Annotated in this window: 26 protein-coding genes and 1 tRNA gene; 7 read left to right on the top strand and 20 right to left on the bottom strand. The window is 27.7% G+C overall.

What is annotated here, in order from left to right:
• Both BP769_RS06705 and BP769_RS06700 read left to right on the top strand, forming a co-directional pair.
• On the top strand, window positions 1–1,094 hold a 1,094-nt coding region (locus BP769_RS06705), incomplete at its 5' end, for a hypothetical protein (protein WP_413825818.1).
• Between the two features lie 161 nt (window positions 1,095–1,255).
• Window positions 1,256–2,746 (top strand): sodium-dependent transporter, encoded by a 1,491-nt coding sequence (locus tag BP769_RS06700; RefSeq protein WP_413862323.1) that lies wholly within the window; start codon window positions 1,256–1,258, stop codon window positions 2,744–2,746.
• 37 nt (window positions 2,747–2,783) lie between these two features.
• Here the strand turns inward: BP769_RS06700 and BP769_RS06695 are convergent, their stop codons facing one another.
• Entirely contained in the window at window positions 2,784–4,448 is a 1,665-nt protein-coding gene (locus BP769_RS06695) for a glutamate--tRNA ligase (protein WP_413825823.1), read from the bottom strand.
• Window positions 4,449–4,604: 156 nt separating this feature from the next.
• Here BP769_RS06695 and BP769_RS06690 point away from each other — a divergent pair, with 156 nt between their 5' ends.
• From BP769_RS06690 to BP769_RS06670, 5 genes are all read left to right on the top strand, one after another.
• Window positions 4,605–5,429, top strand: coding sequence for a class I SAM-dependent methyltransferase (locus tag BP769_RS06690; RefSeq protein WP_413825825.1), 825 nt, complete (start codon window positions 4,605–4,607; stop codon window positions 5,427–5,429).
• A 26-nt stretch (window positions 5,430–5,455) separates the two neighbouring features.
• Window positions 5,456–6,304, top strand: a complete 849-nt coding sequence (locus tag BP769_RS06685; RefSeq protein WP_413825827.1) for a class I SAM-dependent methyltransferase — start codon at window positions 5,456–5,458, stop codon at window positions 6,302–6,304.
• 28 nt (window positions 6,305–6,332) lie between these two features.
• Window positions 6,333–7,154 (top strand): class I SAM-dependent methyltransferase, encoded by an 822-nt coding sequence (locus BP769_RS06680; RefSeq protein ID WP_413825829.1) that lies wholly within the window; start codon window positions 6,333–6,335, stop codon window positions 7,152–7,154.
• A 152-nt stretch (window positions 7,155–7,306) separates the two neighbouring features.
• Window positions 7,307–9,697 carry a hypothetical protein gene (locus BP769_RS06675; RefSeq protein ID WP_413825832.1) on the top strand — a complete coding sequence of 797 codons (2,391 nt, stop codon included), beginning with the start codon at window positions 7,307–7,309 and terminating at the stop codon, window positions 9,695–9,697.
• 149 nt (window positions 9,698–9,846) lie between these two features.
• Window positions 9,847–11,943 (top strand): pseudomurein-binding repeat-containing protein, encoded by a 2,097-nt coding sequence (locus BP769_RS06670; protein ID WP_413862321.1) that lies wholly within the window; start codon window positions 9,847–9,849, stop codon window positions 11,941–11,943.
• Window positions 11,944–12,054: 111 nt separating this feature from the next.
• Here BP769_RS06670 and BP769_RS06665 read toward each other — a convergent pair whose 3' ends face one another.
• From BP769_RS06665 to BP769_RS06575, 19 genes are all read right to left on the bottom strand, one after another.
• The gene (locus BP769_RS06665; protein ID WP_409198772.1) at window positions 12,055–12,843 is read right to left on the bottom strand and encodes a HEAT repeat domain-containing protein; all 789 of its coding nucleotides are present in this window, start codon (window positions 12,841–12,843) and stop codon (window positions 12,055–12,057) included.
• A gap of 69 nt (window positions 12,844–12,912) precedes the next feature.
• Window positions 12,913–13,908: a short chain isoprenyl diphosphate synthase IdsA gene (gene idsA, locus BP769_RS06660; protein WP_413826801.1), complete on the bottom strand. Its 996-nt coding sequence runs from the start codon at window positions 13,906–13,908 to the stop codon at window positions 12,913–12,915.
• A gap of 155 nt (window positions 13,909–14,063) precedes the next feature.
• Complete coding sequence (locus tag BP769_RS06655; RefSeq protein ID WP_409198770.1) at window positions 14,064–15,410, bottom strand: RNase J family beta-CASP ribonuclease; 1,347 nt, start codon at window positions 15,408–15,410, stop codon at window positions 14,064–14,066.
• 3 nt (window positions 15,411–15,413) lie between these two features.
• A complete protein-coding gene (gene fni, locus BP769_RS06650) occupies window positions 15,414–16,466 on the bottom strand; it encodes a type 2 isopentenyl-diphosphate Delta-isomerase (RefSeq protein WP_413825838.1) in 1,053 nt (350 codons plus the stop codon).
• Window positions 16,467–16,729: 263 nt separating this feature from the next.
• Window positions 16,730–17,563 carry an isopentenyl phosphate kinase gene (locus BP769_RS06645; RefSeq protein WP_413825841.1) on the bottom strand — a complete coding sequence of 278 codons (834 nt, stop codon included), beginning with the start codon at window positions 17,561–17,563 and terminating at the stop codon, window positions 16,730–16,732.
• A 46-nt stretch (window positions 17,564–17,609) separates the two neighbouring features.
• Window positions 17,610–18,572 (bottom strand): mevalonate kinase, encoded by a 963-nt coding sequence (mvk, locus tag BP769_RS06640; protein WP_409198767.1) that lies wholly within the window; start codon window positions 18,570–18,572, stop codon window positions 17,610–17,612.
• A 69-nt stretch (window positions 18,573–18,641) separates the two neighbouring features.
• Window positions 18,642–19,493: an AmmeMemoRadiSam system protein B gene (gene amrB / locus BP769_RS06635; RefSeq protein WP_413825844.1), complete on the bottom strand. Its 852-nt coding sequence runs from the start codon at window positions 19,491–19,493 to the stop codon at window positions 18,642–18,644.
• Between the two features lie 146 nt (window positions 19,494–19,639).
• Window positions 19,640–20,236 carry a 30S ribosomal protein S2 gene (gene rpsB, locus BP769_RS06630; RefSeq protein WP_409198765.1) on the bottom strand — a complete coding sequence of 199 codons (597 nt, stop codon included), beginning with the start codon at window positions 20,234–20,236 and terminating at the stop codon, window positions 19,640–19,642.
• A gap of 77 nt (window positions 20,237–20,313) precedes the next feature.
• Window positions 20,314–21,564 carry a phosphopyruvate hydratase gene (gene eno / locus BP769_RS06625; protein ID WP_413825846.1) on the bottom strand — a complete coding sequence of 417 codons (1,251 nt, stop codon included), beginning with the start codon at window positions 21,562–21,564 and terminating at the stop codon, window positions 20,314–20,316.
• A gap of 378 nt (window positions 21,565–21,942) precedes the next feature.
• Window positions 21,943–22,152, bottom strand: a complete 210-nt coding sequence (locus tag BP769_RS06620) for a DNA-directed RNA polymerase subunit K (protein ID WP_409198763.1) — start codon at window positions 22,150–22,152, stop codon at window positions 21,943–21,945.
• 95 nt (window positions 22,153–22,247) lie between these two features.
• Window positions 22,248–22,418 carry a DNA-directed RNA polymerase subunit N gene (locus BP769_RS06615; RefSeq protein WP_409198762.1) on the bottom strand — a complete coding sequence of 57 codons (171 nt, stop codon included), beginning with the start codon at window positions 22,416–22,418 and terminating at the stop codon, window positions 22,248–22,250.
• A 110-nt stretch (window positions 22,419–22,528) separates the two neighbouring features.
• A complete protein-coding gene (locus tag BP769_RS06610) occupies window positions 22,529–22,933 on the bottom strand; it encodes a 30S ribosomal protein S9 (RefSeq protein WP_409198761.1) in 405 nt (134 codons plus the stop codon).
• 57 nt (window positions 22,934–22,990) lie between these two features.
• A complete protein-coding gene (locus tag BP769_RS06605; RefSeq protein ID WP_409198760.1) occupies window positions 22,991–23,413 on the bottom strand; it encodes a 50S ribosomal protein L13 in 423 nt (140 codons plus the stop codon).
• A 66-nt stretch (window positions 23,414–23,479) separates the two neighbouring features.
• Window positions 23,480–23,845: a 50S ribosomal protein L18e gene (locus BP769_RS06600; protein ID WP_409198759.1), complete on the bottom strand. Its 366-nt coding sequence runs from the start codon at window positions 23,843–23,845 to the stop codon at window positions 23,480–23,482.
• Window positions 23,846–23,847: 2 nt separating this feature from the next.
• Window positions 23,848–24,690, bottom strand: coding sequence for a DNA-directed RNA polymerase subunit D (locus BP769_RS06595; protein WP_413825849.1), 843 nt, complete (start codon window positions 24,688–24,690; stop codon window positions 23,848–23,850).
• Between the two features lie 13 nt (window positions 24,691–24,703).
• Window positions 24,704–25,096 carry a 30S ribosomal protein S11 gene (locus BP769_RS06590; RefSeq protein ID WP_413826804.1) on the bottom strand — a complete coding sequence of 131 codons (393 nt, stop codon included), beginning with the start codon at window positions 25,094–25,096 and terminating at the stop codon, window positions 24,704–24,706.
• A 20-nt stretch (window positions 25,097–25,116) separates the two neighbouring features.
• The gene (locus BP769_RS06585) at window positions 25,117–25,656 is read right to left on the bottom strand and encodes a 30S ribosomal protein S4 (RefSeq protein ID WP_413826806.1); all 540 of its coding nucleotides are present in this window, start codon (window positions 25,654–25,656) and stop codon (window positions 25,117–25,119) included.
• Between the two features lie 106 nt (window positions 25,657–25,762).
• Entirely contained in the window at window positions 25,763–26,224 is a 462-nt protein-coding gene (locus BP769_RS06580; RefSeq protein ID WP_409198755.1) for a 30S ribosomal protein S13, read from the bottom strand.
• A 230-nt stretch (window positions 26,225–26,454) separates the two neighbouring features.
• Window positions 26,455–26,539, bottom strand: a tRNA-Ser gene (locus BP769_RS06575).
• Window positions 26,540–26,770: the final 231 nt, after the last annotated feature.

Here is a 26,770-nt window from a genome sequence, read left to right as displayed (position 1 = left end):
CAAAACTAGAAGAAAACAAAAACCTTGAAGAAGATGAAAAAGAAGATTCAAAAGAATCTTTAAATTCTACAAACTTATTGAATGAAACAGATAAGCCCGAAACAATAATGGATAAAGCTGTGAGTAGTGTTTCTAGTGTACCAATGAGTGATAAACAATTAGAGCTTATTAATCAAACTTCCACAAAACCAACTGAAGAAAACAAAAAACATCATGCTCAAAAAAGAATTACTGAAGAAGGAGTAGTAGTTTTAGATGAAAGTGATAGAAAAGATAATGTCACTCTTGAAGAAATTTTAAAAGATAAAAGTTATAATCAACCCAATGAAAATGTTGATGAAATTTACGAAGAAATAAATAATATTCCCTATAACCATACTGAAGTTGAGGATGATATTGGTAAATCATTTGAAGGTTTAGATGATGCAAGTTACCAGACAGATGAGGAAGAGGAATTTATAACTCCAATTTATGCTGAAAAACGACAAAAAGAAGAAGCTGGCGAAGAAATTGGAGATATTGAAGAATATCCAGAAGATGAAGATTTTAATGAAACTTTAACTCCATATGAAAACTTCGTTCATCGCGATACCGATCAAAAGAAAATAGAAAATGCAAGTCAACACATAGATAAATTCTATGAAAAATTAAGTGAATTTAATTTAAGCAACATAAGTAAAAAAACCAAAAAAGTTTATTCCGAAGGATCTAATAAAATCCAAGAAAACATTAAAAATAATAAAAAACATGAAAAAACTGAGAAAGATAAAAAAATTGAATTAAGTAATGATGAATTACCTAATCTTGAAGTTCCTTATGAAATTAACCATATTTCAAAACTTAGAACACCTCCAAAAACTACTGCAAAAACTACTCCCAAAACTGATTCAAACAATATCAAATCAAATACTCCAGAAACAATTAAAGTTAATGGAACCCCTATAGAACTTAAAAGAGGAGAAACAGTTATATTTAATCATAATGGAGAAACTTATTCCAGTACTATTCTTAAAACTAAACCTGGACAAATTTATGTTACTTACCGAAAACATAGAATTTGGATAAGTACAGGTTCAGTCAAGAAAAAATTCTAAATAAATTTTTATTAATATTTTTTTTAAATTTTTTTAATTAAATCAACATTTCAAACTTCTTTTTAATAAATTAAAAATTTTTTAAACTTAAAAAAAAGGAACTAAAAATTAAGTATTAACAATAAACTATACAAACAAGGATTCTAAACTAAGTGAAATTAATGAATAAAACAAAAAACAAAGAAAATCAATGGGGAAGCAAATTATCATTCTTATTAGCAATGATTGGTTCTGCTGTAGGTTTAGGAAATATTTGGAGATATCCTTATGTTTTATATAGTAGTGGTGGTGGAGCTTTTTATATACCTTACTTAATTGCTATTTTAGTAATGGGGATTCCATTTTTATTATTAGAATATGGTGTGGGTTATAAATTTAAATCTTCAATAACTAAAACAATTTATATTATTAAACCAAAATTAGAGTATATTGGTTGGTTAATTCCTGTAATTGTTTTCTTAATACTCATATATTATAGTAGCATAGTCGGATTAAATGGGATATATTTCGTTTTAAGTTTATTTAAAGGATGGGGTGCAAATCCAAATAATTTTTACTCTTCAACCTTATTACAATCTACTAGTTCTTTATCTGGATTAACTTACATAGTGCCTGTTTTAGCAATATCAATTTTAATAGTTTGGGGATTAATGTGGTTTATAGCTCATCGGGATGTGGAAAAAGGTTTAGGAAAAGCATCTTCTATTTTAGTTCCTTTACTATTTATTATGATGGTTATTGTAGTAATATTTTCACTCACTCTTCCAGGAGCTGTAATTGGTTTAAAAACATTATTCAATCCTAACTGGTCTTTATTACTAAATATAAATATTTGGTTAGCTGCATTTGGACAAGTATTATTCTCATTAAGTCTTGGAATGTCAATAGCATTAACATTCGCTAGTTACTTGCCTGATAATTCAAGTTTAAGTGATAATGTATTATGGGTGGTTTTAGCTAACTGTGGATTTGAAAATTTTGCTGCTTTAGGAGTGTTTTCAATACTTGGATATATGTCTTTAAATAGTGGAACACCTATTAATCAATTGATAACACAAGGAACTGGATTAATATTTATAGCTTATCCAACTGTGTTTAATATTCTTGGAAATTGGGCATATGTACTTGGACCCCTATTCTTTTTATGTACATTTTTTGCAGGTATAACAAGTACTTTAGCATTAATTGAACCTGCATCTTTATCTATTCAAAATAAATTCAAAATAAGTCGTGAAAAAGCTGCTAGTATTTTATGTATTATAGGTTGTATATGTGCATTAATATTCTCAACAGGAATGGGATCTTATATTTTAGACATAACTGATAGTTTCTTAAATAACTTCGCTTTATTATTTGGTATATTACTTGAATGTTTAATATTTGGTTGGATATATGGTGTAGATAAATTGATTCCAATATTTAATGAAAAAAGTAAATTCCAAATTGGGAATTGGTGGGAAAAAATTATAAAATATGTTTTACCATTTGTAATAATATTTATTTGGATAGGTGGAATTGGTGAAATTTTAACCTATGGAAATTTTATAAGTATTGGAATAAAATTAATTTTAAGTGGAATAATTATTATTCTTCCTATGATATTAACCATAATGCCAGTAAAGAATAAAAACTTTAAAATAAGTGAAAAATAAAAAAATAGTAAATTAAAAAAACTTTTTATTTAAACCATTATTTATGGGCGTAATAAAAAGTAATTTCATTATCATTTTTTGAATCTAATTTTACAAAACCAAATCTTTCAAATTGTAAGATTGTCCCTACTTTTAATTCTTTTATATCTGATTCTGCTAACCCTGTAACAGTACTAGCATCAGGCATTACAATTTTTACTTTAACATTATCTTTTAATGGAACCCATTGAATAATACTTGCATGATGTTCTCTTGCATCTTCAAAGGATGAACTATGATAACTTGCATTTTCATCTTTTAAATCTAAATTAACTGCATCCATTAAACGTACAAGACCATCTTTAAAATCTTTTTTAGGAATGTATGCTTCACCATCAAATAATAGTTCACGTTCCCCTCTTTCAAGATAATCTGGGTGTAATGGACGTTTAATAATCATATTCTCTTTTAAAGGTATAGACACTTTCATAGGATCTGGTACAAAGAAATATCTATTAACTTTGTCCTCGATTATATGGCGATTTAATCCATAAATTTTCTTCCAACTAACAGATGAATCATTCATTTTAATTCCAATTTCTTTCATTAATTCAATAATAGCTTCAGGTTGAATTCCACGTCTAGCTAAAGCACGAAGAGTACCAAGTCTAGGATCATCCCATCCCCAGTATTCTCCAGATTCAATACCTGCTTTAGCTTTACTAGTAGATAATGCAATATCAGTCATTTTTAAACGACCATAATGAATAAATTCAGGTACTTCCCATCCCATATGATTGTATAAGTACTTTTGTTTTTCACTATTTGCAAGGTGATCTTTACCTCTTAATACATGAGTCATTCCCATTAAATGATCATCTACTGCTACAGAAAAATTCATCATAGGATAAATTTTATATTTATTTCCAAGTTTAGGGTGTTCTTGATTAACTATTCTCATTGCAACCCAATCTCTTATTGCAGGATTTTTATGTTTAATATCTGTTTTAACACGTAGGACAGCTTGACCTTCTTCCATTTCAGGGAATTCATTCCAGAGTTTAAGATTTTCTTCTATTGTATTATTTCTATGGGGACATGGTTTGCAATTATCTTTTAATTCCTTAAAATCTTTACTATTACAAGTACACATATATGCTTTACCTTTTTCAATTAATTCTTCAGCATATTTGTAGTAAATTTCAAATCTATCAGATTGATAGTAAATTTCATCAGGTTTAACACCTAACCATTCAAGATCTTCTTGAATCATTTGATATGCTGGTTCAAAAACTCTTTTTGGATCAGTATCTTCAATACGTAATATTAATTTACCATTATATTTTTTAACAAATTCACTATTAGGAATTGCTGCACGTGCATGCCCAATATGTAATGGTCCACTTGGATTAGGTGCAAAACGCATAACAACATTTTTATGAGAGCCAGGTAATTCACCTAAACCCTTAACTTTTTTACTATGTTTTTTGGTTTCAACATGTACATCATACTTTTCCATTTCGCTTTTTTGCTCTTCTTTAGATAAAGCATTTACTTTAGCAACAATTTTACCACTTAAAGGACCTATTTCACTAGCACGACTACGAAGTTCTGCTTCTTTACTCATTATAGAACCCATTACAGCTTTTGGATTTGCGCTTCCTTTATGTTTTATAGCATTCAACAATGCATGTTTATAAATTATTTCCTCTAGTTCATCCATAAATATCAACAAAATAAAAATTTTTTTCAAAAATTAATAAAAATAAGATTATATAAAAAATTAGTCTTTAATTAATTTCATTAAATATACATATGTTAATAACATTATAAATATATTACAATAATAATTCATTTTAAAAAAATGTGATGATTTTTTATGAAAAAAGATGATTGTATTAAAACTCCTAAAGATATTGATTGGGTATATTTTTGGAGTGAAAAATTAAAACAAAAAATTGATCGTAATAAAGATTGGGATAAAGCTGCACCCCATTTTGGTAAATCTGCAAAACGAGATGATTATCATACTCGTTTTATCCAAGAATTAGATTTGAATAAAGAGGACAGTGTTCTTGATTTAGGTTGCGGTGAAGGAAGTATTACATTACCTATTGCAAAAAAAGTTAAAACTGTAACAGGAATAGATTCTTCTAAAAAAATGCTTGAAATATTAAATGATAAATGCGAAAAAATGAATATTAATAATGTTAAAACAATTAAAATGGATTTGAATAATTTAAATGTTGAAAAATTAGGCAAATTTGATATTGTTATTGCTTCTAGATGTTTAAACAGTATCGTTGATATTGGAAATGTTTTAGATAATATTAATAAAATTGCTAATAAAAGGGTTTATGTTACTTTATTTGGACCAAATAATTGGAAGTTAGAAAAGGATTTTTATGAAAAAATTGGAAAACCTTTTAATGATTTTCCTTCACATGATTATTTTTTTAATATTCTTATAAGTAAAAATATTTACCCTAATGTTTTAAACTTAAATATTGGAAAATCTAGAGAGTATTCTAGTATTGAGGAAGCCTGTGAATCGGGTAAATGGAGAAGAGAATTATTAACTGACAAAGAATTAAAAATATTTTATGAGTATATTAATAAAATTATGGTTAAAAATCCAAAAACAGGCAAATATTTTAATCCAAATGATAAAGCAGATTGGGTGTTAATTTGGTGGGAAAAATAAAAATAATTAATTAAGAGGAAATTATAATGTTATTTAAAATTAAAATAGAGAATATTAATGATATAGATTGGAATTATTTTTGGAAAGAAGGATTAAAAGAAAAAGGCAATTTAGGTGCTAATAAAAATTGGGATAAAGCTGCAGAGCCATATGAAAAATTAAATGCTAAAGATGATTATACAGATAAATTAATTAATAATTTAATTTTAGATAAATCTGATTCATTATTAGATATTGGTGCTGGTGAAGGCTCTGTAAGTATTCCCTTAAGCGAAAAAGTTAAAAATATTACCTCAGTAGACTCTTCTAAAAAAATGATTGAATTATTTGACAAAAGAATCCGAGAAAAAAGCATTAATAATATTGAAACTATAGAAATGGATATTTCAGATATTAATTTAGATAGTATTGGTCATAAAGATATTGTTCTTGCTTCAAGAAGTATCAATTCATTTCCAGAAATGGAAGATTTATTAATTAATTTAAATGAAATAGCTAACAAATATGTGTTTATAACTTTTTTTGGACCTAATAATTGGAGAATGGAAAAGGAATTTTATAATTTTATTGATAAAAATTACACTGACCATCCATCATATGTTTTATTATTAAATTTATTAGAACAAATAGGAATTTATGCAAATGTTATAAATTTAGATGTGGGTCCAGTTAGAACATATGATGATATTGATGAAGCTATGGTTAATGGTAAATGGAAACTAGACAATTATAGCGATAAGGAAAAAGGCCAATTACATGAATTTTTAAGTAAAACATTACAAGTAGATAGTAAAACTAAAAAACTTTTTAATCCATTGGATAAACCAGATTGGGTGTTGATTTGGTGGAAAAAAGAAGATCAAATGGAAATATAAATATTTTGAAAAAAAGGGATTATCTAAAATGAAAAGTGAAGAAAATATTGAAGATATTGACTGGGATTATATTTGGAAAAAAGAACTTGGTGAAAAAAAGCGTGAAAAGAAAGATTGGAATGAAATAGCTGATAAGTTTGGCAAGTGGATTGAAAAGGATGATTACCCAATTAAATTACTTAATCATGTGAAAGTTTCACCTAGTGATAGTGTTATGGACTTAGGTTGTGGTGAAGGTACTATTACTATACCTTTAGCTAAAAAGTCTGGTCATCTTTTGGCGGTTGATAAATCAGATAAAATGTTAGATTCAATTCAAGCCAAAATGATTGATGAGGGTTTAAGTAATATTATTACTTTAAGACAAGATATTTTAACTTTAAATAAAGATAATATTGGACAATATGATGTTATTGTAGCTTCTCGTTCTATTAACAGTGCTTATAATATGAAAGAAGTTTTGAGTAATTTAAATGATATTGCTCGAAAATATGTTTATATAAGTTTTTATGGGCCTAATAATCGTAAAGAAGAAAATAAAGCTCTTGAAGCAATTGGTAAGAAAGTACCTAGAAAATTTGATGAATATATAATTATATTTAACTTGTTAAATAGTATGGGAATTCATCCTAATGTTATTAATCTTGAATGTGAAAGTGTTAAAGGTTATGATAGTATAGATGAAGCAATTGAACGTTTTAATTGGAGAATAGGTAAAGTTTCAGATAAAGAGCGTGAAAAGTTAAATAATCATTTTAAAAAGAATTTAATACAAAACAGCGAAGGCAAATGGGAAAACCCAAATAATAAAGGAGATTGGATTCTTATTTGGTGGAAAAAAGAGATATAATGTTTTTAAATTTTACTATTTTTTACTATTTTTTTTATAAACAATTAAATTAATAAATCAAATCCAACAAAATTAATTATACTATTATAAAATTTAATTAAAAAATTTTTTCGAGGTGAATAAAAATTATTAAATTAAATAAAATAGTACTAGTGAGCATTTTTATATTAATTATTTGTAGTTTAGGTGTTGTTTCCGCTGCAGACACTAATAATATTGTTTCTGATGCAAATAATAATCTTTTAAGTAATGATAATGTTTCAAATTTAGAAACTATTAGTGTTGCTGATGAAAATCAAATAAGTTCTACAGAAAATGTAATTTCAGATTCTAATTCAGGATCTTTTTCTGATTTACAAAATCTTATTAATTCAAACAACAATTCTATAACTTTAGATAAAAATTATAAATATAATATTGCCACTGATTCCGCCTATATTAATGGAATCACCATTTCAAATGAGAATTATAAAATAAATGGTAATAATTTCACCATTGATGGATGTAATAGTGCTAGAATAATTAATTATGCTGGTACTGGAACATTAACATTAAACAATTTAAATTTAGTTAATGGAAAGACCACCCTAAATGGAGGTGCAGTATATGCTTTGAATGGTGGAAATATTCAAATTAGTGGAAGTAATTTAATTAATAATAGTGCTAATAATGGAGGAGCGGTTTACACTACTGGGGATGTAAATATAATAACCAGTCAACTAATTAACAATACTGCTAACACAGGTAGTGGTATTTATGCTGGAACTGCAACCATTAATTATAATATAATTAAAGGAAACTCATTAACTAATAAAGTGATTTATGTAACAAATACTGATAAATCTAATGTTAATTTTAATTGGTGGGGTAAAAATTTACCCGAAATAAATAATTTAAGTAATGTAAACACTGATTTCTTCGTAATTGCAACAATGAACTCTTATGATAATGTGATGGTTAATACAACTACTCCTATTGTAGTTAATTTAAATTCTTATATTGATACTAAAACTAATAAAACATTTTATTTAGGTCTTGAATTACCTTCTGATTATGTTAAATTTAATACCGATAATGGGAATTATAGTGTTAAAGAAGGATATTTAAATGATGGTTCTTTAACTACAATTTTTTTAAGTAATGAAATTGGAATAATTAATATTACTGCAAAAATTGATAATCAAACTGTTTATTTCCTTTTAAATATTACAGAAATTCCTAAAAATACTTTACTTTTCGGTGATGATTTTGAAGAATATTTTGGTGAAGGGAAAAATTTTACAGTAAAATTAACTGATATTTTAGGTAATCCAATTATAGGACAACATATAGGTTTAAACTTAACAAGATTAAGTGATAATGCAAGTAAAATTTATTGGGCTACAACTGACAATGAAGGATATGCACAACTTCAAATAAACCTTGCACCTGGATTATATACTGCTGGAGCATATTATGACAATGATAAATCTGGTTATATTGGCAGTAATACTAATAATAGTATGAAAGTTCTTAAAGTTGGTTTAACTGCTGATGATTTAAATATTAACTTTGGTGAAGCTGCAAATTATACTGTTACTCTTGCAACTCCAAATATAACTGTTATTGGTCAACATATTGCAATTAATCTTAGAGTTGCTAATAGTAATCTTAATAAAACTTACTGGTCAACTACAGATGTTAATGGAATTGCATTTTTACCTATTAATTTAGCTAGTGGAAATTATATAGCTACTGCAAGTTATGGTGGAAGTAGTATAACTACTAATATTGTTGTAAGTAAAGGTTACAGTTTAAGTATTCTTAATTGGGGAACTGGTGGAGATATTACTAAAAATAGTATATTATATAATTACATAACTAGTACTACTTCTCGTGGAGGTATTGTTGATGAAATAATTAATGCTGAAAAACAAGGAACAGTTCTTGTGAAATTCGGTAATGGAAATGGTCGTACAGTATTTATCAATGCAGGAATTCATGGAAATGAATTATCTTCACAAGCTGCAGCTTATCAAATAGCTGAATATTTATCTAATATGAAAGAAATCAATGGTACTATTTATATGATTTGTGATTTAATACCATATACTGCTCAATTAGGAGTACGTGAATATAATGGTGTTGATCCAAACAGACAAGCTACAATTTCAGGATCTGTTGCTAATAACTTAGTTAAATTAGCACTTAGTTTAAATATTGATGCTTTTGCCGATATGCACACTACTAAACCAGGAGGATTACCTGGAAATAATGTCATTATGGGTGCTTACAGTCCTAATAATGAAAGTGCTGTAATGGCCAATTATATTTCAAAGATTTCTGGATATGATACTCAAATTGTAACTTATGCTGGAGAAGTTTATCCAACTGCATTACAAGATAATGTTAATATAGCAGGAATTCCAGCTATTACTGGCGAAGTTGTTGTATTACATAATACCATTACACGTAGTAGTACACAAATCTCTTATAATTTCCAAATTGGATTTTTAATGTATAATGGATTTAATGTAAGTTTAGATAGTAATCCAAACTTTTAAATTTTTTTTCTCCTTTTTTAATTTTTTTTTAATTTTAAAATTTTATCTAAAAGTAATATATCAAACTTTTTTAAAACTCCGAATTTTATATAGTTAATAGAATAAAAAATTAATTAAGTGAATTTTTTAAAAAAAAATAGAGGTGTATAATGAAAAAAAATCGTTTAAAACTTATGATATCTTTTTTAATTTTTAGTTTTATCATTGTTAGTAGCTTATCTTGTATCTCTGCAAATGAAAATGTTACAGATTTTTCAAAAGAAGATATAAGTAACAATGATAATATTGGAATAGTTGAAGATGTTAATACTACAATATTAGGAATTTCAGATAATAACAAAGATAGTATTCAATCTATTTCAAATGAAAAATACAATAATACTAATACAAATAATTTAGAAAATAATCAAGTTAATAATATTTTAAGTGATAATTCAAATGCAATTTTAACAGCAGACAATCTCACTAAATATTATTGTTATAATGACTCATTCATAACTAAATTAACTGATAATGATGGTAATGTATTAAATAATCAGAACATATCAATTAATTTAGCAAATAGTTATGGGAAAAATATTACATATACTTGTTTAACCAATGATAGTGGCGAAGCAAGTTTAAGTATCAATTTAGGACCCGGACTTTATTATGTAACAAGTTCTTATCAAAATATTACTATTAATAATATTATTAAAGTTTTATCAGGTAATTATTTAAATGCAAATGATTTTTATGAAACTTATGGAGAAGGTTTGAATTTCACAGGTACTTTAAAAGATAGTGATGGAAACCCACTTATAGGTATGCATATTAGTCTTAATTTAACTAGACTTTCAGATAATCAGAGTAAAGTTTATTGGGCTACAACAGATATTTATGGAGAATATAGTTTACAGATTAACCTTTATCCTGGAGATTATACTACTGAAAGTTCATTTTATGGATTTAACAATACCAAATATAGTTACCCTGCAGCAGATAGTATAATTAATTCAATGATAGTTTATAGTCTTAATGAAACTACTAATGATAATTATGTTAGCCTTAATAGCATATTAACTACAGCTTCATTTTTAAAAAATTATATTGTCGTTAATGGTACTTTACCTTCAACTATAAATTTAAATAATAAAAATTTTAGTATTGCACAATTTTTAGATTTAATGACAAAAGCAATAATTGAAATAAATAATGGATCTAAAGAGGATATTGAAATTACAAATGTTTCAAATGCGAAAAATTGTAATATTGAAAGTTTAACTGGAACTTTATCAAAAGATGATATTGTTTCTATGGCATCACGAATAGAAAGTTATATTATTAAAAATAATCGTGCAGCAAATTATGATTCTAGTAATGGTATTGGAAAAATTTCCTATGAAAATTATGTAAATATATTTGCTGAAACATTAAGTTATTATAATCAAAATAATGTTCTTCCTTCAAGTATTGCTGTGAATACAAATATTATGAAAAAAGGAGGAGTTACAGAGGTTATAAAAACAAGCTCTGGTTCATATACTTTAACTACTCTTCTTTGGGGAACTGGTGGGGATTTAACTAAAAATAGTGTTTTAATGAATAATATTGAATCTACTAGTTTAACTACTCAAGTATTAGATGCAAGTAAAAATGGTACTGTTTTACTTACTTTTGGAAATGGAAATGGAAAAACAGTGTTTATTAATGCAGGTGTTCATGGAAATGAATTATCATCTATTGCTGCTACTTTTAAACTTATTAATATTCTTGCTAATCTAGATCAAAGTAAAATTAATGGTACAATATATGTAGTTTGTGATTTATGTCCAGCTAGGGCAGCTACCAGTACTCGATATTTTAATGGTGTTAATTTAAATAGTGTAGCTAACGTAGATGGAACTGTAAGTAATAACCTTATTAAAATTGCTAAAAGTTTAGGTACTAATATTTTTGGAGATTTCCATTGCACTCAACCTGGAGGAAATCCTGGTGCAAATACTGTTTTTGGTACTTATAAACCAACTAGTGAAAGTGCAACTATAGCTTCTTATATTGCTAGTAAATGTAGTGTTTCTAAAATCATTTACAGTTATGCCGGTAGTGAATATGAAGGTGCTGTTGAAGATGTTTGTAATCTTAATAGTATTCCTGCAGTAACTTGTGAAGTTTTAACTTCTCATGGAACTATCGCAAGTGGAACTGTTAACAAGTCTTTTAATATGATGAATGCTTTATTGAATTATGCTGGAATCAATATTTAAAAATTAGTAATAAAAATTAATATTTAAAAAAAAGGAAGGTTAAAATTTTTTAAACCTTCTATAAAAAATTTTATTCTTTTTATTTATCAAAAAAAAATATTTGAATTATATTTAATGTAAACAACTTCTTGCAACTTCCCGTACTACGAAGTTTGTATCATCTTTAGATATTTTAAATAGTAAATCATGATTATTAATTTTTTTAACAGCAGCCGCTCGCACTTCAAAATTTTCATCATTTACTGCAATATCTTCCATTAATAAACGATTATTAGATTTTTCAACACAATCTTTTCGAATTTCCCAATTTATATCATTTTTAGCTAATTTATCGAAAATTTGTGAATTGGTAATCTTTTCTAAAGCAGCTTTTCTTATAACCCAATGTTCATCATTTAATGCTATTTTTTCTATAACTTTTTCATATGGAATTTTATCTAATGCTGCTTTTCTAACCTTGTAATTTTTGTCTAAAAAAGCAATGTTTTCAATTATAGTTGGATCTTCAATTTTTTCTAGTGCAGCTCGTCGTACCCACCAATGATCATCATTTAATGCTACATATTGAATTACTTTTTGGTCTTTTATTTTTTCTAGTGTACTTCTTCTTACATCTGGATTGTCATTGTATAAAACTATGTTTTTGAGTATTTTAGGATTATCAATTTTCTGTAATGCTTGTTGTCTTAAATCAATATTTTTATCATTTAATGCTATAGTTTCTAGAAAATCTTGATTTTCAATTTTTTTTAAGGCTTCGCTTCTAACTAACCAATTTTCATCAGTTAAGGCTATTTTTTGAAGGAGTTTTATATCATCCGTAGTTTTTATAGCATTTTGTCTTTCTGACCAATTTTCGCTATATACTCCTTTATGAAAAGTTTTGTCAATAATTCCCATAGATGAAAAAACCCCTTTTTATTTGTTATTTTAATATTATTATCTTTTAGTTTATAAATAAATTTTTTTTTAAGACTTTCTATTTAAAACAAAATCTGCAATTAAACTAAGTGAAGTTTTAGCTTCAGAATCAGGCAATATTTTTAGTATTTCCTTAGCTTTATTAACATTTAATTGAGCAACATCATGAGCATATTGAATAGTACCATATTTTTTAAAAATATTAATAGCTTCATCTACTTCATCTTGTGTTGAATTAGTATTTTTAAGAATTTCAATTAATCTTTCAGAATCATCATCATCTGCTTTATCTAAAGCTTTAACAACCATCAAAGTCATTTTACCCTCAGCAATATCACTACCAATAGGTTTACCTAAAGACTCTTCATCACTAACAACATCTAAATAATCATCCTGAATTTGGAAAGCAAGACCAATAAGTTTACCATAATCATACATAGCATTTATAACTTCTTCATCAGCTCCACCCATAATCGCACCAGATTTAGTGGCAGTAGCAATTAAAGCACCAGTCTTTTTAAAAATCATATCTAAATATGCATCTTCTTTAACTGTGAAATCCCCTTCAAAACTCATATCACTAGCTTGGCCCTCACAAATTTTAACACAAGAATCAGCTACTGTAGCTAAGGTCTTATTAATTTGTTCAAAATTAAGATTCTCACCTTTACTAGTTATAATCATTTCAAAAGCTTTACTAAATAAAGTATCTCCAGCTAAGATTGCTAATGGTTCTCCCCAAACTTTATGAACAGAAGGTTTACCTCTTCTCATATCATCTTTATCCATAATATCATCATGAATAAGTGAAAAAGTATGAATTAATTCAATAGCTGCAGCAGTTTGAACTGTAGAAGATTTGTTTCCACCAACAGCTTCACTAGTAATTAAAGTTAAAGAAGGACGTAACATTTTACCTCCAGCTTTAGTTAAATACTTTGAAGCATCACTTAACTCTTCAGGTACAATGATAGATAAATTTTCATCAATAGAATCTATAACCACTTGTGAATTTTCTTTTAAAATTGATACAACATCAACCATTATAATTTTCCTCCACCTAAATTTATAAAAAAATATCCCAAAAAATTTTAAATAAAAACATTATGAAATGTAAAATAATTACTTAATATAATTTTTAACAAAACTTATATAAAATTCATTCTAAAAGTTTTCTAAAAAAAAGGAGAATAAAAAAATTATTCTCCATTAAAAACTTGTGCTTGTGCATTACGTAAAATATGAACATCTTTACCTATACGATATCCTTCTTCCTCTGCAAGTTCACCATAAGCTGTTAACATAGATAGTTCTCCATGGGCAGGTATTATATGTTTAGGTTTTAGCATTCTTAAAAATTCACGATGATCTTCACGACCAGCATGTCCGGATACATGGGCATTTGAGTATATTCTTGCACCTTTAGTAATTAATCTTGTTTCTAAAATATGACGATTAGCTGCATTAGTTGGATTAGGAATAATAGGTGCAGAAATAATTACATTATCACCTTTCTTTATATTATATGGAGTACGTCCACCAGCTATTCTAGGAAGTAAAGCATCAGGTTCACCTTGATGTCCTGTGGTAACTAATAAATATTTTTCAGGATGATCATCAGCTTTTGCAAGTGCTTTATTAACTGATTTTGGATGACCATAAATATTAGCATTCTTTGGTAAATGTAATAATCCCATTTTTTCTGCTAAACCACAATATCGTTCCATACTTCTACCTAAAAAGAGAATTTCACGATTTCCTTTAGCTGCAATATCTGCAATTGCTTGGATACGTTCAACATGTGATGAAAATGTTGTTATAATCATTCCTTTATCTTCTTCCATTGGACCTTTCATTAAATCTTCTAAAATCACTCTAGGAACTCTTTCAGAATAAGTTTTTACTTGGTCATAATTTTGAGCATTAGTTGTTTCAACTATTAAACATAAAACTCCTTTTCGACCTAATTCTTTTAAACGATTATAATCTGGAGGTGGACTTATTTTTTGATGATTATCAAATTTAAAATCTAAAGCATAGACAATAATTCCTTCAGATGTGTGTAATACTGCAATTACTGCTTGAGGTATACTGTGAGTTGATTGAACAAATTCTAAAGTAATATTTTTAGATAATTGTATCTTACTACCAGGATTTAATGATTTAATTGGATTATGAACTTTAAATTTTCGTTCACCCTTAATAGTATTTTCTATTAATGCTGTAGTAAACGGTGTTCCAATTAAAGGAGCATCATAACGATGCGCAAGTTTTGCTACTGCACCAATATGATCTAAATGACCATGAGTAAAGATAATACCTTTTACTTTACCATCTACATCTTTCATTAATGTATCATCAGGAATTACTCCTCTTTCTATTAAATCTAAACTGTGCATTCTGTCTATATCTGTATCTTCATGTATGTTTATTCTATCTAAGTGAATACCCATATCAAAAATGATGACTTCATCATTTACTTTTACGGCAGTCATATTTTTTCCGACTTCTTCGTATCCACCTATTGCTATAACTTCTACTGTCATAAATTAGTTTCTCCTTGCATAAATTTTTGTGTTAAATCCCCGTTGTTCCAACCATTCTTTAGTTTTGCCTTTAATTATTAATGAAGAATTTTTTAATTCATCTAAATTTTTAGCACCTACTAAAAACATGGCTATTTTCAAAGATTCATTAAATTGATTTATTAAATTAATTAAATTTTCAAGTCCATAATAAGCATTTTTAAGAGCAGGTAATGCCATTCCAACACTATCAGCACCTAAAGCAATAGCTTTAGCTGCATCTAAACCAGAACGAATACCTCCAGAAGATATTACTGGAACATTAACTGTATTTACAACTTCAAAAGTACTTACAGCTGTAGGTATACCCCAATCCCAGAATAACTCTCCAAGATACTTATCTTTTGCACGAAAAGTTTCAACAGCAGCCCAACTAGTACCACCAGCACCTTCCACATCGATGTAGTTCACTCCAGCATTTTCCAATAATGAAGCGTCTTCAGAGCTTAATCCACATCCAGTTTCTTTAACCATAACAGGCACATCTACGAGATCAGTGATTTTACTTATAGAATCTAAAAATCCTTCACTATTAAGATCTCCTTCAGGTTGTATAGATTCTTGTAAAGGATTTAAATGAACAGCTAATATATCTGCATCAAACATTTTAACAGCATCTTCAGCAAGATCTATTTGAGGAGCTCCAATATTTCCTAACAATAATGCATTAGGAGCATATTCTCGAGCAACAGTATAAGTATCATTAAGTTCTGGATGTTCAATTGCTGCTCTTTGACTACCTAATCCTAAACCTATATTTTTTTCTTCTGCAGCTAATGCTAAAATCTTGTTTAATTTTTTAGCTTCTGGATGACCACCAGTAATTGCAGTGAAAAAAAGAGGAGAATCTAATTTTTTACCAAAAGCAGAAGTAGAAATATCAATCTCTTCTTTATTTATTTCAGGTAAAGCTTTATGTAACAATTCTATATCATTAAATCCAGTTGTTTTGTTCTTAAAACTAACATCTTCATTATTACAAATGTTTAGATGTTCTGATTTTCTATTAGATATCATAGATATTCTTCCTTAATTTTTATAATAAACTCATTATGGTTATAATGAAAATTTTTTTTTAATTAATAAATTTTTTCTTTTATATTAATTTCTATTTTTTCTATTATTCTACTTACTCTATTTTTATCAAATTTCCTCACTAAAATTTTTTTTATTAATTTTTTAATTGATTAAAATGATAATGATAAAAGTTAATTTACTAAAAGTATTATTTTTTCGATTTTTGTATTAAACCTTTTTTATATAATTTACTATTAAATTTTTTAATAGTTATATTCTTCTAATTTACTTGTTAATTTAGTACCTATTACTGGCTTTGATTGTAAAGCATTTGCTATAGTTTTTGGAGTATTAGCATTAATTATTTCACTATCAATTCCAAGATTAGCTAATTCTAATAATTCTTTAACTTTACCAACCATACCCCCAGTAACATCAATATTAGTTGTAGATTCTAATTCTTCTATTTGATTTAAATTAGTTAAAACTGATATTAATTTACTATCTTTATGATTTTTTGGGTTTTTTGTGTAAACTCCATTTACATCTGTACCAAGAATTATATTATCTGATTTAAGAATTTTAGCTATGTATTGTAAAATTTGATCTCCTGAAATTATGGCCATTTTTAATTCTTCATCTAACACAATATCCCCATATAAAACTGGAACATACCCTTCTTTAATATATTTTTTAATTAATCCTAAACGAAATTCATATATTCTTTTATCAACTGTTGTTACAAAAGATGAAGGAGGCATGCTAACTACTGGAATATTATGTTTTATTAAACTGTCACAAATTATTGAATTTAATTTTTTTACTTGATTTTGTATTTCTGCAAAACCTAAACGTTTAAATGGATAATCCTCAATTGGGAAGGATTCTCCTATTTTATATTTACTAGCTGGAGGATGACCAAATGATCCAGCACCATGAACTATAATTAAACCATCAGATAAATCAGAATTTAAGTCATCAGAATGTAATGATTCTTCAATTTCACTTGCAATACGCTCAAGATTTTCATAATTTACTTCTGGTTTTGCTAAGTCTTTTTTTGTTAATATACTTCCACCAATTTTTAATATAATCATGAGAACACGGCTTTATGTTTAATTGTAATATATATAATTTATTTTATTAAATAGAATCTTTAGTTAAAACTCCATCTTTAGAGAATTTTATTTTTAAAGTATTATCATATCTATTGATAGCTTTCATAACTTTATCAGGATTATGAGGGCATAAAGCAATTATACTTCCTCCTCCACCTGAACCTGTAATTTTAGAACCTAAAGCACCATTTTTACGTGCTAAATAAATCATTCGAGATAATTCTGAAGTATTTACTCCTAAAGAATCCAATAATCCTTGATTTATATTCATTAATTCCCCTACTTTAGATATATCATTTTTTAAAATTGCTATACGAGCTTCATTGGCTATAAATCCCATATCTTCAATTATAGGGTTAATTATGTTTGGATAAGCATCTTTAAGATTTTTAACATTTTTTACCATTTTTCCAGTATTACCGTATTTTGTGGTAAATCCTATAACAAAATTAGAGTTTATATGATTTGTGAAACTGATTGGTTTTTTCTCTCTAGAAAGATAAATTAAACCACCATAAGTACTCACAATAGTATCTAACGGACTAGCCATACCTTGAACATCTAATTCAACATTATAAGCGTCTTGAGCCAATGATTCTTTTGTAAATGGAATATCATGATAATCAAATAGGGCTGCTAATGTTGCAACAGTAACAGCTGCTGAAGATCCTAAACCTGAACCAATAGGTATATTTATTGATAATAATATTTCAATAGGAGTATGATCATGAAATTTACTTAAAGCATTTAAAATATATCGTATTATCCCAGGTTTCCCATGTTTAAGAGAGTAAGATTCTTTACGAGTATCTAATATTGCTTCAAAGTTTAAATCTTTAGATTTTAAAATTGTATTTTGATTTCTTGATCTTCTAATTTTGACTGTAGCTCTTTTATTTACAGCACCGGCAATAGCAGGTTCACTATATACAACTGAGTGTTCACCAAATAAAATTGTTTTTCCAGGTGCTGAAGCTACAGATTCCATTTTTAATCATCAAATTTTTATTTTTTTTATATATCAATATTTTACTTTATTTTAACATTTTTCCTTTATTTATTTAAATATTGCAGAGCCATAACCTACAACTGAGTTATAATCATGTGTAACATTACCACTAGTAGAATATTTTAATACTTTAGATATACCTTCTCCCTTAATTTTTGAATAATTTATAGCAACCATTGCAGGAGCATAACCACACATTGTAATATTATTAGACTTAACATCTGAAAGTAGTTTTAATGAATCCATATTTTTAATATCTTCAAGTATTAAATTATCTAAATTTTCGGCTATCTTTTGATTATTAAAATGACTTAAATCAGAACTAGCAATAACACGAATATCACGACCAGTAACATCTTGTGCTTTAATTATAGCATCCAAAATATCATCCACAAATGCGGAATCCTGAACCCCCATACAAATAGGTACTATTTTAAAATCTTTAGAAAAATATTGTAAAAAAGGTAACTGGACTTCTATACTATGCTCTTGCATATGGGCCTCAAAATTAGAACTTGCGAACTTAGAATTATTAATTAATTCCTTAGAAAAAATTTCATCTACTGAAACATGTCCTAAAGGAGTAACCCATTCTCCTTCAGAAAAAACACTTAATGGATCTCCTAATCCTGTATGATTAGGACATAAAATGACAAAAGTATCAGGAAAACCATCTAAAGCTAATTCAGCATAAGAATTACTTGCAACAGCACCTGAATACATATAACCTGCATGAGGAACTAATATGCCAGTTAACATGGAATCTTTATATTTAGATCTAGATAGAGTTGGGATTTCTCCAAAACCACTTGATGATTTAAATGCATCCTCAATACTATCTAATAAATATCTCACATTACTTTGATAAAAGCTTCCTGCAACTACAGGTTGTCTAATCATAATAAACATTACTCCGAAAAATAAATTATTTTTTAACCCTAATATTATAATAATATTTATTTTAATAACCTATAACATTTTTTACAAAAAAGGGATAGAAAAATAAAATAAAATATAGTATTATTTTTAATTTTTCTTTCTTTTATCTAGAATTTTAATTCAAAGTCTGCAGCTTCAATATCTAATTCATCTTCCGGACCAATTGTACCTCTTTCTCTTAATAATTGTCTAGCTAATAACCAGTATACAAGAGCAATAGCTTTTCTACCTTTATTGTTTACAGGTACAACAATATCCACATTAGTAAGTAAGTTTTCAGTATCACATAAACCTACAACAGGGATTCCATTTTGTTTAGATTCTAAAACAGCTTGTGCATCTGATCTTGGATCAGTTACAACAATAATTTTTGGTTCTATGAATTTATGATAAGTTGGATTAGTTAAAGTTCCAGGAATAAATCTACCAGGTATAGTTTTACAACCAGTGATTTCTCCGAATTTTTTTACTGGAGCTTGACCATATTGTCTTGTAGCTACTACAAGAATATCATCAGCATCATATTGTGCTAAGAATTTAGCAACTTGACAAATACGTTCATCAGTTTTACGTATATCTAAAACATATAAACCGTCTGATCTTACACGGAAAATATATCTTTCCATATCATGAGTTTTTTGTTGAGTTCCTATATGTAAACCTGCTGCTAAATAATTATCTAATGGTATTAAAAGTTCTGACATTTAATTCACCTTAATATTAATTTTTTTTTTTATTTTTGTAATTTATTTTGTTAATAATTTTTAATTTTGAAATATTTTTAAAATTTTAAATCAGCCATTTCTGGGTCTGGTAATTCTTCTTCAATACGAATAAGTTCGTTTAATTTTGCAATACGTTCTCCACTTATTGCTCCAGTTTTAATTAAAGGAGTTCCAAGTGCAACAGCTAAATGAGCAATAGTTTCATCAGTTGTTTCTCCAGATCTATGAGATACTACAGGAACATAATTGTTTTCTTTTGCTAATTGAACTGTTTTATAAGTTTCAGTTAAAGAACCAATTTGATTTGGTTTGATTATTAAACCATTAGCTGCGCCTTTTTCTATTCCTTCAGCTAAAATTTCTTTATTTGTAACAAATATATCATCACCACAGATAATACATTTATCTCCTACAGCTGAAGTTAATTCAGAAAAGCCATCAAAATCTTTTTCATCAAATGGATCTTCTATAAAGAACATACCATAAGTATCTATGATATCTTTAACATATTCAACTTGTTCACCACTATCTCTACTAATACCATCTTGAGCATAAACATATTTGTTTTCATCTTTATCCCAAAATTCAGAAGCAGCAAAATCTAAAGAGGGTTTAATAGTTATTCCTAATTCATCTCCAACTTCTTCACATGCTTGAGATTGAATTTCTAAAGCATTATCATTTGAAATGTTAGGTATCCATCCACCTTCATCACCTTTACCACCTGTAAAATTACTGTCTTTGGATTGGATTAATTCTTTAAGTCTTTTATGTATTGCAGAGTTAGCAAAAACAGCTTCAGATATATTAGATGCACCTACAGGTACAACTAAAAATTCTTGAATATCAGGAGCATTAGGTCCTGCATGTTCTCCACCATTCATCATGTTTCCTAATGGGTAAGGTAATTTATTAACCATATTTCCACCTAAGAAACGGTATAATGGTAAATTGTATGAATTTGCTGCTGCTTTTGCTGCAGCCATAGATACAGCAACAGTAGTGTTACCACCAATAGATGACATATTATCAGTACCATCTATTTCTTTTAACACATAATCTATATCTGAAATGTCTTCAGCAGCCATACCTATAAGTTCAGATGATATAACATCTTCAACTTCACTAATAATTTGATCTACCCCTCCTTGAGGGAAAGAAACAACTTCTCTAGAACCTGTACTAGCACCTGAAGGTGCAGCAGCTCGACCAAATCCATTCCATGTGAGAATATCTACTTCTACAGTTGGATTTCCTCTACTATCTAATATTTTTCTAACACGGACATCTTCTATAATACTATCCATAAAAAAACACCACATTAATTTTTTTTAAACATTTTTTAATATATTTTTAAAAATTATTATCATGCACCAATTAATATCACATATTATTAATTTATTATGGATTATTAATTTAATTCCATGTTCCTCTTACCATAAAATCTACTTTGAGATTAACTAAAGAATCGTTAATCTTATAAAAAATTAGTAGTTCGATTCATAGATTGCTTATGATAATAATTTTTTTAATTAGTTAAATTTATTTTAAATTTTTATATATACTATTAGTATTGATTTAATACTAAATAAATCTTTACTCATAAATAAGTTATTATAATATGATTTATGATGAAATTTTTTTTTAAAAAATTTATAAAAAAACAAGATTATTAAGTTAAAATGTTATTCTCTAGGTTTAACATCTAAAGGTAAAACATTCTCTTTTAATTCAGCAAGAGCAATATCAATAGGATCATCATCTTCAGTAACTTTCACTAAAGGTTTAGCACCCATAGATAATTGTATAGCTCTAGAACCTAAAAGTCTAGCTTTTTCAAATCTTGTATATTTTTTTGCTGTTGATTTTTTTGTACTTGTTTTTTTAGCAGGCATATCTTAATTACTCCTTTTATTTAAAAAACATTCACAAATAAAAATATAATTTTTATTTAATTGTAAAAGAGTGAATAAAAATAATAAAAAGGTTTCTATTCCCAAGTTTCCACATGAGAAATGAGCATTCTTCTACAACAATATCTGTCAATACCCATATCATCTAGAATAGCTTTTGAATCTTCTCCATCAGCTAATCTACTTTGATATTCATCAAAGTATGCAGAAACGGGTTTTCCACAACTAATACATCGTATAGGTATCATCTTAAATCATCATTTCCTATTTTATTATTATAATTTTTAATTTTCATATATCTTTTTAAAGATCTTTTTAAAACATAAAAAAGTTAATTCATTAATTAAAAATAATGAATTTATCTGTAACTTTTTTGTTTACGAGCTCTTGCCCCAGGACCACCAAATTTCTTTGGTTCAGAACGTCTTGGATCACCAACTAACATTGTTCTGTCATATTGAGTGAATCTTTCTTTAAGATCTACATCATTAGTCCATTGAACTAAACCTTTAGCAATTACCATACGAGCAGCTTCTGCTTGACCCATTACTCCTCCACCTTGTACATGTACATTGATGTCAACAGTATTTATAAGGTCTTCACCAGCTAATTCTAATGGTTCATATAATTTTAAACGTGCTAATTCAGGATCGTAAAGTTCAACTGGAGATTTATTTACTCGTACTCTACCTTTACCTTCTTGAACGGTTCCTCTAGCAATAGCTGTTTTACGTTTACCGCTTGTGTGAACAACTTTTTTCATAGTTACACTCCGTTTATTTATTTTAATTTGTTTTAATTGTAATTTAATACTTTTTATCTAGAAATCTACACCTAAAAGTTCAGAGATTTCTCCTAATTTAATACCCTTTTTAACATGAGTATATTCAGCATCAGGAATAGTTTCAAGGTTTGCATCAGCATATTCTGCAGGAACACCAACAAAAGCTTTTAATCCTTTGTAAGCAACTCGACCTTTAGTTTTTTTAGTAGGTAACATTCCTTTAACAGTTCTTCTGAATATATCTTCTGGTCTTCTAGGATATTTAGGACCTAAATCACGAGGGTTAGATATACTTTTTCTATCTACTCGTTGTTTATATCTTGCATAAGCCCAATCTTTATTACCAGTTAACATAATTTTTTCAGCGTTAAGAACAACTATCTCTTCACCTTCAAGAAGTTTTTTACTAGTTACACTAGCAAGTCTTCCTAAAATATGTCCTTCTCCGTTAATAATCATAATAAACACCTATTATAATATTTTTCATATATTTATTTTTTTTAAATTAATAATTCCTAAATAAGCTTATTGCATAATCTTGACATTAGAACCTTTTGGGTTCTTTTCAACTAAATCTGCAATGGAAATACAATCTCCACCAGCTTTTTCAATTTCAGCTTTAGCAGTTTCAGAAAATTTTAATGCTGCGACAACAACTTTATGATCTAAATTTCCATTAGATAATACTTTTCCTGGAATAACAACTGTATCATTTTCAGAAGTATATCTATTAATGTTTGCAACATTTACTTCTGGTTGATTTCTTGTTGATTTTTCTAATTTAGCTGCCACTGATTTCCATATAGCTACATCTTCATCATAAGATTTTTTTCTTAAGTTATGAGCTAATGCAATAAGGTTAGGATTAGTTTTAATAACATTTCTAGCCATTATTAGCTTCCTCCTTTACTAAATGTAATAAACTCATCTGCTTTATTTGATAAAACATCACAAGCTTTTAATAAAACCTCTTTAGGAGGCATTGATCCATCTGTTTCAATTTTAAATATAAAATTATTTTCTTGATACCCTACATTAATGTATTTTTTGGAAAATTCATTTCCATTTTCATCTTTGACTAGTTGCTTTTCGCAGGCTCTTTCACATGCTTTACATAATGTACATGATTCAATATCAGTAACTTCAATTTTTCCTTTCTTTTTATTAGCTTTAAGGATTTTCTTCGGACATGCTTCGACACAAGCATAATCGATATTTAAATCATCATTAAATGTAATTTCAGGATATTGTTTATAAGCACATACTGTAGTAGGTACCCATTTTGCATGATCTTTCCCAATACCTAATTGAGCGATAGCTTCTAATTCTACATTTTGACCTTCTTTTAATTTTAAAAGAGGTATGGTATCATATACAGGTTTAATTTTTGAGTCAGAAGAAACTAAATCTTTAGAGTAAATAACTCCTGGACCAGATTTATTTAATGTTAAAGATACACTGCATTTAGGACAATGATCTCCACAGTCACAATTATCTGGCATGACTAATCCGTCAACAGCATCTAAATCAGAAACTAATGGAGTTAAACCTAAACGATGAGCTAATACCTCATCAAACATAGCAGAATCGTTTTGAACCATATAAACATCTTCAATTGCCATTTTTGGTACTTCCATCATAGCGATTCTTCTTATTGCATTGACAAAAGGTACTTCCGCATCACGGATGATAAAAGTAATCTCATCATCAGTTTGATTTTTGACTTCAATCTCCATATTAAACCCCTTCTTAAACTCTTCTTCCTCTCTTTCCACCAGGACGTCCGGTACCATCGTGAGGTATAGGAGTTACATCTTCTATTTTTCCTATTTTAACTCCAGCTCTAGCAAAAGCACGAATTGTAGCTTGTGCACCAGGACCTGGACTTCTAGGACCATTTCCACCAGGAGCTCGGACTTTTATATGTAAACCCACAAATCCTTTTTCTTTAGCATCATCAGCAGCACGAGTAGCTGCTTCCATACCTGCAAAAGGAGATGCTTCTTGTCTATCAGAACGTACAACTTTACCACCAGACCATTGAGTAATGGTTTCAGCACCAGTGATATCAGTTACAGTAATAATAGTGTTATTAAATGATGAGTAAATATTAGCTATTCCCCATTTTTCATTTTTTGCCATAATTTATCAACCCTTGAATATTATTCTGTTTGTTCTTCCACTTTGTTTTGAGTTTTATTATAATCTTCAATTTGTTTTGCAACAGGAGATGATCTATAAAATCCTATAAGATCTTCTTCTCCTTTTTGAACTACATAACTTGGAGAATCAATCTTTTTATTATTCAATGTAATATGACCATGAACAATAAACATTCTTGCTTCTTTAGCAGTTCTAGCTAAACCTTTTTGATAAACCACAGTTTGTAATCTTCTTCTAAAAATATCTTCCACAGTTAAATTAAGAATATCTTCTAATTCCGCATTATCTGGTAATACGCCCTCTCGGATTAAATGTCCTAATAATTCTCTTTTTTGAACTTTTATTTCATCTTGAGCGAAACCTAATAAATATCTAGCATCCCGACTATAGTTTCTTACTAGAGTATCAGCTTTCCAAATTTCCTTTTTGTTTTTTAATCCATATTTGGACATAAGTTTGTTTTCTGATTTTATTCTATCAGCATTCCAAGGATGAGGTGGAGTATCATATTTCTTTCTTGCTTTTCTTGGACTTCCCATTATATTATCTCCTTAATAATATTTTAGTAAATATAATTGATTAATAAGAATTAAATAATTAAATTAATTAATCTTAAAATAGTCTTCTTGATAAAGTTACTTTAATCTATGGTAACTTTGCTGGTCTTGTTCTTTTTACACCAACAGAAGATCCATGTCTAAATGTAGCTTTAGTTCTTTGACCTCTAACTGGTAATCCAGCTTCATGTCTTCGACCTTTGTAACTTCTAGTTTTCTTCATTCTGTTTAAATCATCTCTTAAAGTCATGTCAAGATCTGATTCAATTAAATGAGTAGTTTTACCAGTAGCATAATCTCGTCTTCTGTTTAACATCCAATCTGGAATTTCAGATTCCATAGGATTTTCTAAAATATCTTCTATTTTTTTAACATCTTCATCAGGCATGTAACCTATTTTTTGATTAAGATCTAAACCTAAGATAAGACAAATGGAACGGGATAAAGATAATCCAACACCTTTAATATCAGTTAAAGCATATTCGGCAGTTTTATTACCGTCTACATCCTTTCTTGAAATACGCACTAAGTGCTTAAAATCGTCTTCCATAAAATTAACCTCCGCTTAGTAGAGCGAACTCGCGAGACGTAGCGAATTCGAATGTTTCAATAAGAATTTTAAAAAATTCTTTTAAAACACAGTTTTTCAACAGTTTTTAAAACTTAACTAAAAAAAGTACATTAGTTAAGAGTGCAAAATTATATCAGATTTATAATAAGATTTATAATCCATAATAAAAAATAATTGATTAGATTATAAAAATAATAAATACTAATAAACGCCGAGACTGGGATTTGAACCCAGGAGGGGAAAATCCCCACGAGATTTCCAGTCTCGCGCCTTACCAGGCTAGACTATCTCGGCATGGTATAATAAATAGTATAAACCTATATACACAGGATTAATTACTAATAATAAATATTGTTAAAATTTATTTTTAGATAATAAAAAAAATAGTTTAATTAAAAAATATATTTATTTATGTAAAAATAAACATAATCGACTATCATAATTACCTGATAAAAAAATATTGTATTTTATCATATTTAAATGTTTTGATTAAAAATTTATTGGCTCTGTCAAAAATTTAGTTGA

This window comes from Methanobrevibacter sp. UBA417 (assembly GCF_002508845.1).
In the GTDB taxonomy this organism is placed as follows: Archaea; Methanobacteriota; Methanobacteria; order Methanobacteriales; family Methanobacteriaceae; genus Methanobrevibacter_A; species Methanobrevibacter_A acididurans.
This window is presented reverse-complemented; position numbering and strand designations above follow the sequence as displayed.

What these genes read in the sequence shown, in the direction of transcription:
- BP769_RS06700 (WP_413862323.1), top strand. Translation starts at nt 1,256, where the DNA reads ATGAATAAAACAAAAAACAAAGAAAATCAATGGGGAAGCAAATTATCA.
- BP769_RS06695 (WP_413825823.1), bottom strand. Translation starts at nt 4,448, where the DNA reads ATGGATGAACTAGAGGAAATAATTTATAAACATGCATTGTTGAATGCT.
- BP769_RS06690 (WP_413825825.1), top strand. Translation starts at nt 4,605, where the DNA reads ATGAAAAAAGATGATTGTATTAAAACTCCTAAAGATATTGATTGGGTA.
- BP769_RS06685 (WP_413825827.1), top strand. Translation starts at nt 5,456, where the DNA reads ATGTTATTTAAAATTAAAATAGAGAATATTAATGATATAGATTGGAAT.
- BP769_RS06680 (WP_413825829.1), top strand. Translation starts at nt 6,333, where the DNA reads ATGAAAAGTGAAGAAAATATTGAAGATATTGACTGGGATTATATTTGG.
- BP769_RS06670 (WP_413862321.1), top strand. Translation starts at nt 9,847, where the DNA reads ATGAAAAAAAATCGTTTAAAACTTATGATATCTTTTTTAATTTTTAGT.
- BP769_RS06665 (WP_409198772.1), bottom strand. Translation starts at nt 12,843, where the DNA reads ATGGGAATTATTGACAAAACTTTTCATAAAGGAGTATATAGCGAAAAT.
- idsA (WP_413826801.1), bottom strand. Translation starts at nt 13,908, where the DNA reads ATGGTTGATGTTGTATCAATTTTAAAAGAAAATTCACAAGTGGTTATA.
- BP769_RS06655 (WP_409198770.1), bottom strand. Translation starts at nt 15,410, where the DNA reads ATGACAGTAGAAGTTATAGCAATAGGTGGATACGAAGAAGTCGGAAAA.
- fni (WP_413825838.1), bottom strand. Translation starts at nt 16,466, where the DNA reads ATGATATCTAATAGAAAATCAGAACATCTAAACATTTGTAATAATGAA.
- BP769_RS06645 (WP_413825841.1), bottom strand. Translation starts at nt 17,563, where the DNA reads ATGATTATATTAAAAATTGGTGGAAGTATATTAACAAAAAAAGACTTA.
- mvk (WP_409198767.1), bottom strand. Translation starts at nt 18,572, where the DNA reads ATGGAATCTGTAGCTTCAGCACCTGGAAAAACAATTTTATTTGGTGAA.
- amrB (WP_413825844.1), bottom strand. Translation starts at nt 19,493, where the DNA reads ATGATTAGACAACCTGTAGTTGCAGGAAGCTTTTATCAAAGTAATGTG.
- rpsB (WP_409198765.1), bottom strand. Translation starts at nt 20,236, where the DNA reads ATGTCAGAACTTTTAATACCATTAGATAATTATTTAGCAGCAGGTTTA.
- eno (WP_413825846.1), bottom strand. Translation starts at nt 21,564, where the DNA reads ATGGATAGTATTATAGAAGATGTCCGTGTTAGAAAAATATTAGATAGT.
- BP769_RS06620 (WP_409198763.1), bottom strand. Translation starts at nt 22,152, where the DNA reads ATGCCTGCTAAAAAAACAAGTACAAAAAAATCAACAGCAAAAAAATAT.
- BP769_RS06615 (WP_409198762.1), bottom strand. Translation starts at nt 22,418, where the DNA reads ATGATACCTATACGATGTATTAGTTGTGGAAAACCCGTTTCTGCATAC.
- BP769_RS06610 (WP_409198761.1), bottom strand. Translation starts at nt 22,933, where the DNA reads ATGAAAAAAGTTGTTCACACAAGCGGTAAACGTAAAACAGCTATTGCT.
- BP769_RS06605 (WP_409198760.1), bottom strand. Translation starts at nt 23,413, where the DNA reads ATGATTATTAACGGAGAAGGACATATTTTAGGAAGACTTGCTAGTGTA.
- BP769_RS06600 (WP_409198759.1), bottom strand. Translation starts at nt 23,845, where the DNA reads ATGGCTAGAAATGTTATTAAAACTAATCCTAACCTTATTGCATTAGCT.
- BP769_RS06595 (WP_413825849.1), bottom strand. Translation starts at nt 24,690, where the DNA reads ATGGAGATTGAAGTCAAAAATCAAACTGATGATGAGATTACTTTTATC.
- BP769_RS06590 (WP_413826804.1), bottom strand. Translation starts at nt 25,096, where the DNA reads ATGGCAAAAAATGAAAAATGGGGAATAGCTAATATTTACTCATCATTT.
- BP769_RS06585 (WP_413826806.1), bottom strand. Translation starts at nt 25,656, where the DNA reads ATGGGAAGTCCAAGAAAAGCAAGAAAGAAATATGATACTCCACCTCAT.
- BP769_RS06580 (WP_409198755.1), bottom strand. Translation starts at nt 26,224, where the DNA reads ATGGAAGACGATTTTAAGCACTTAGTGCGTATTTCAAGAAAGGATGTA.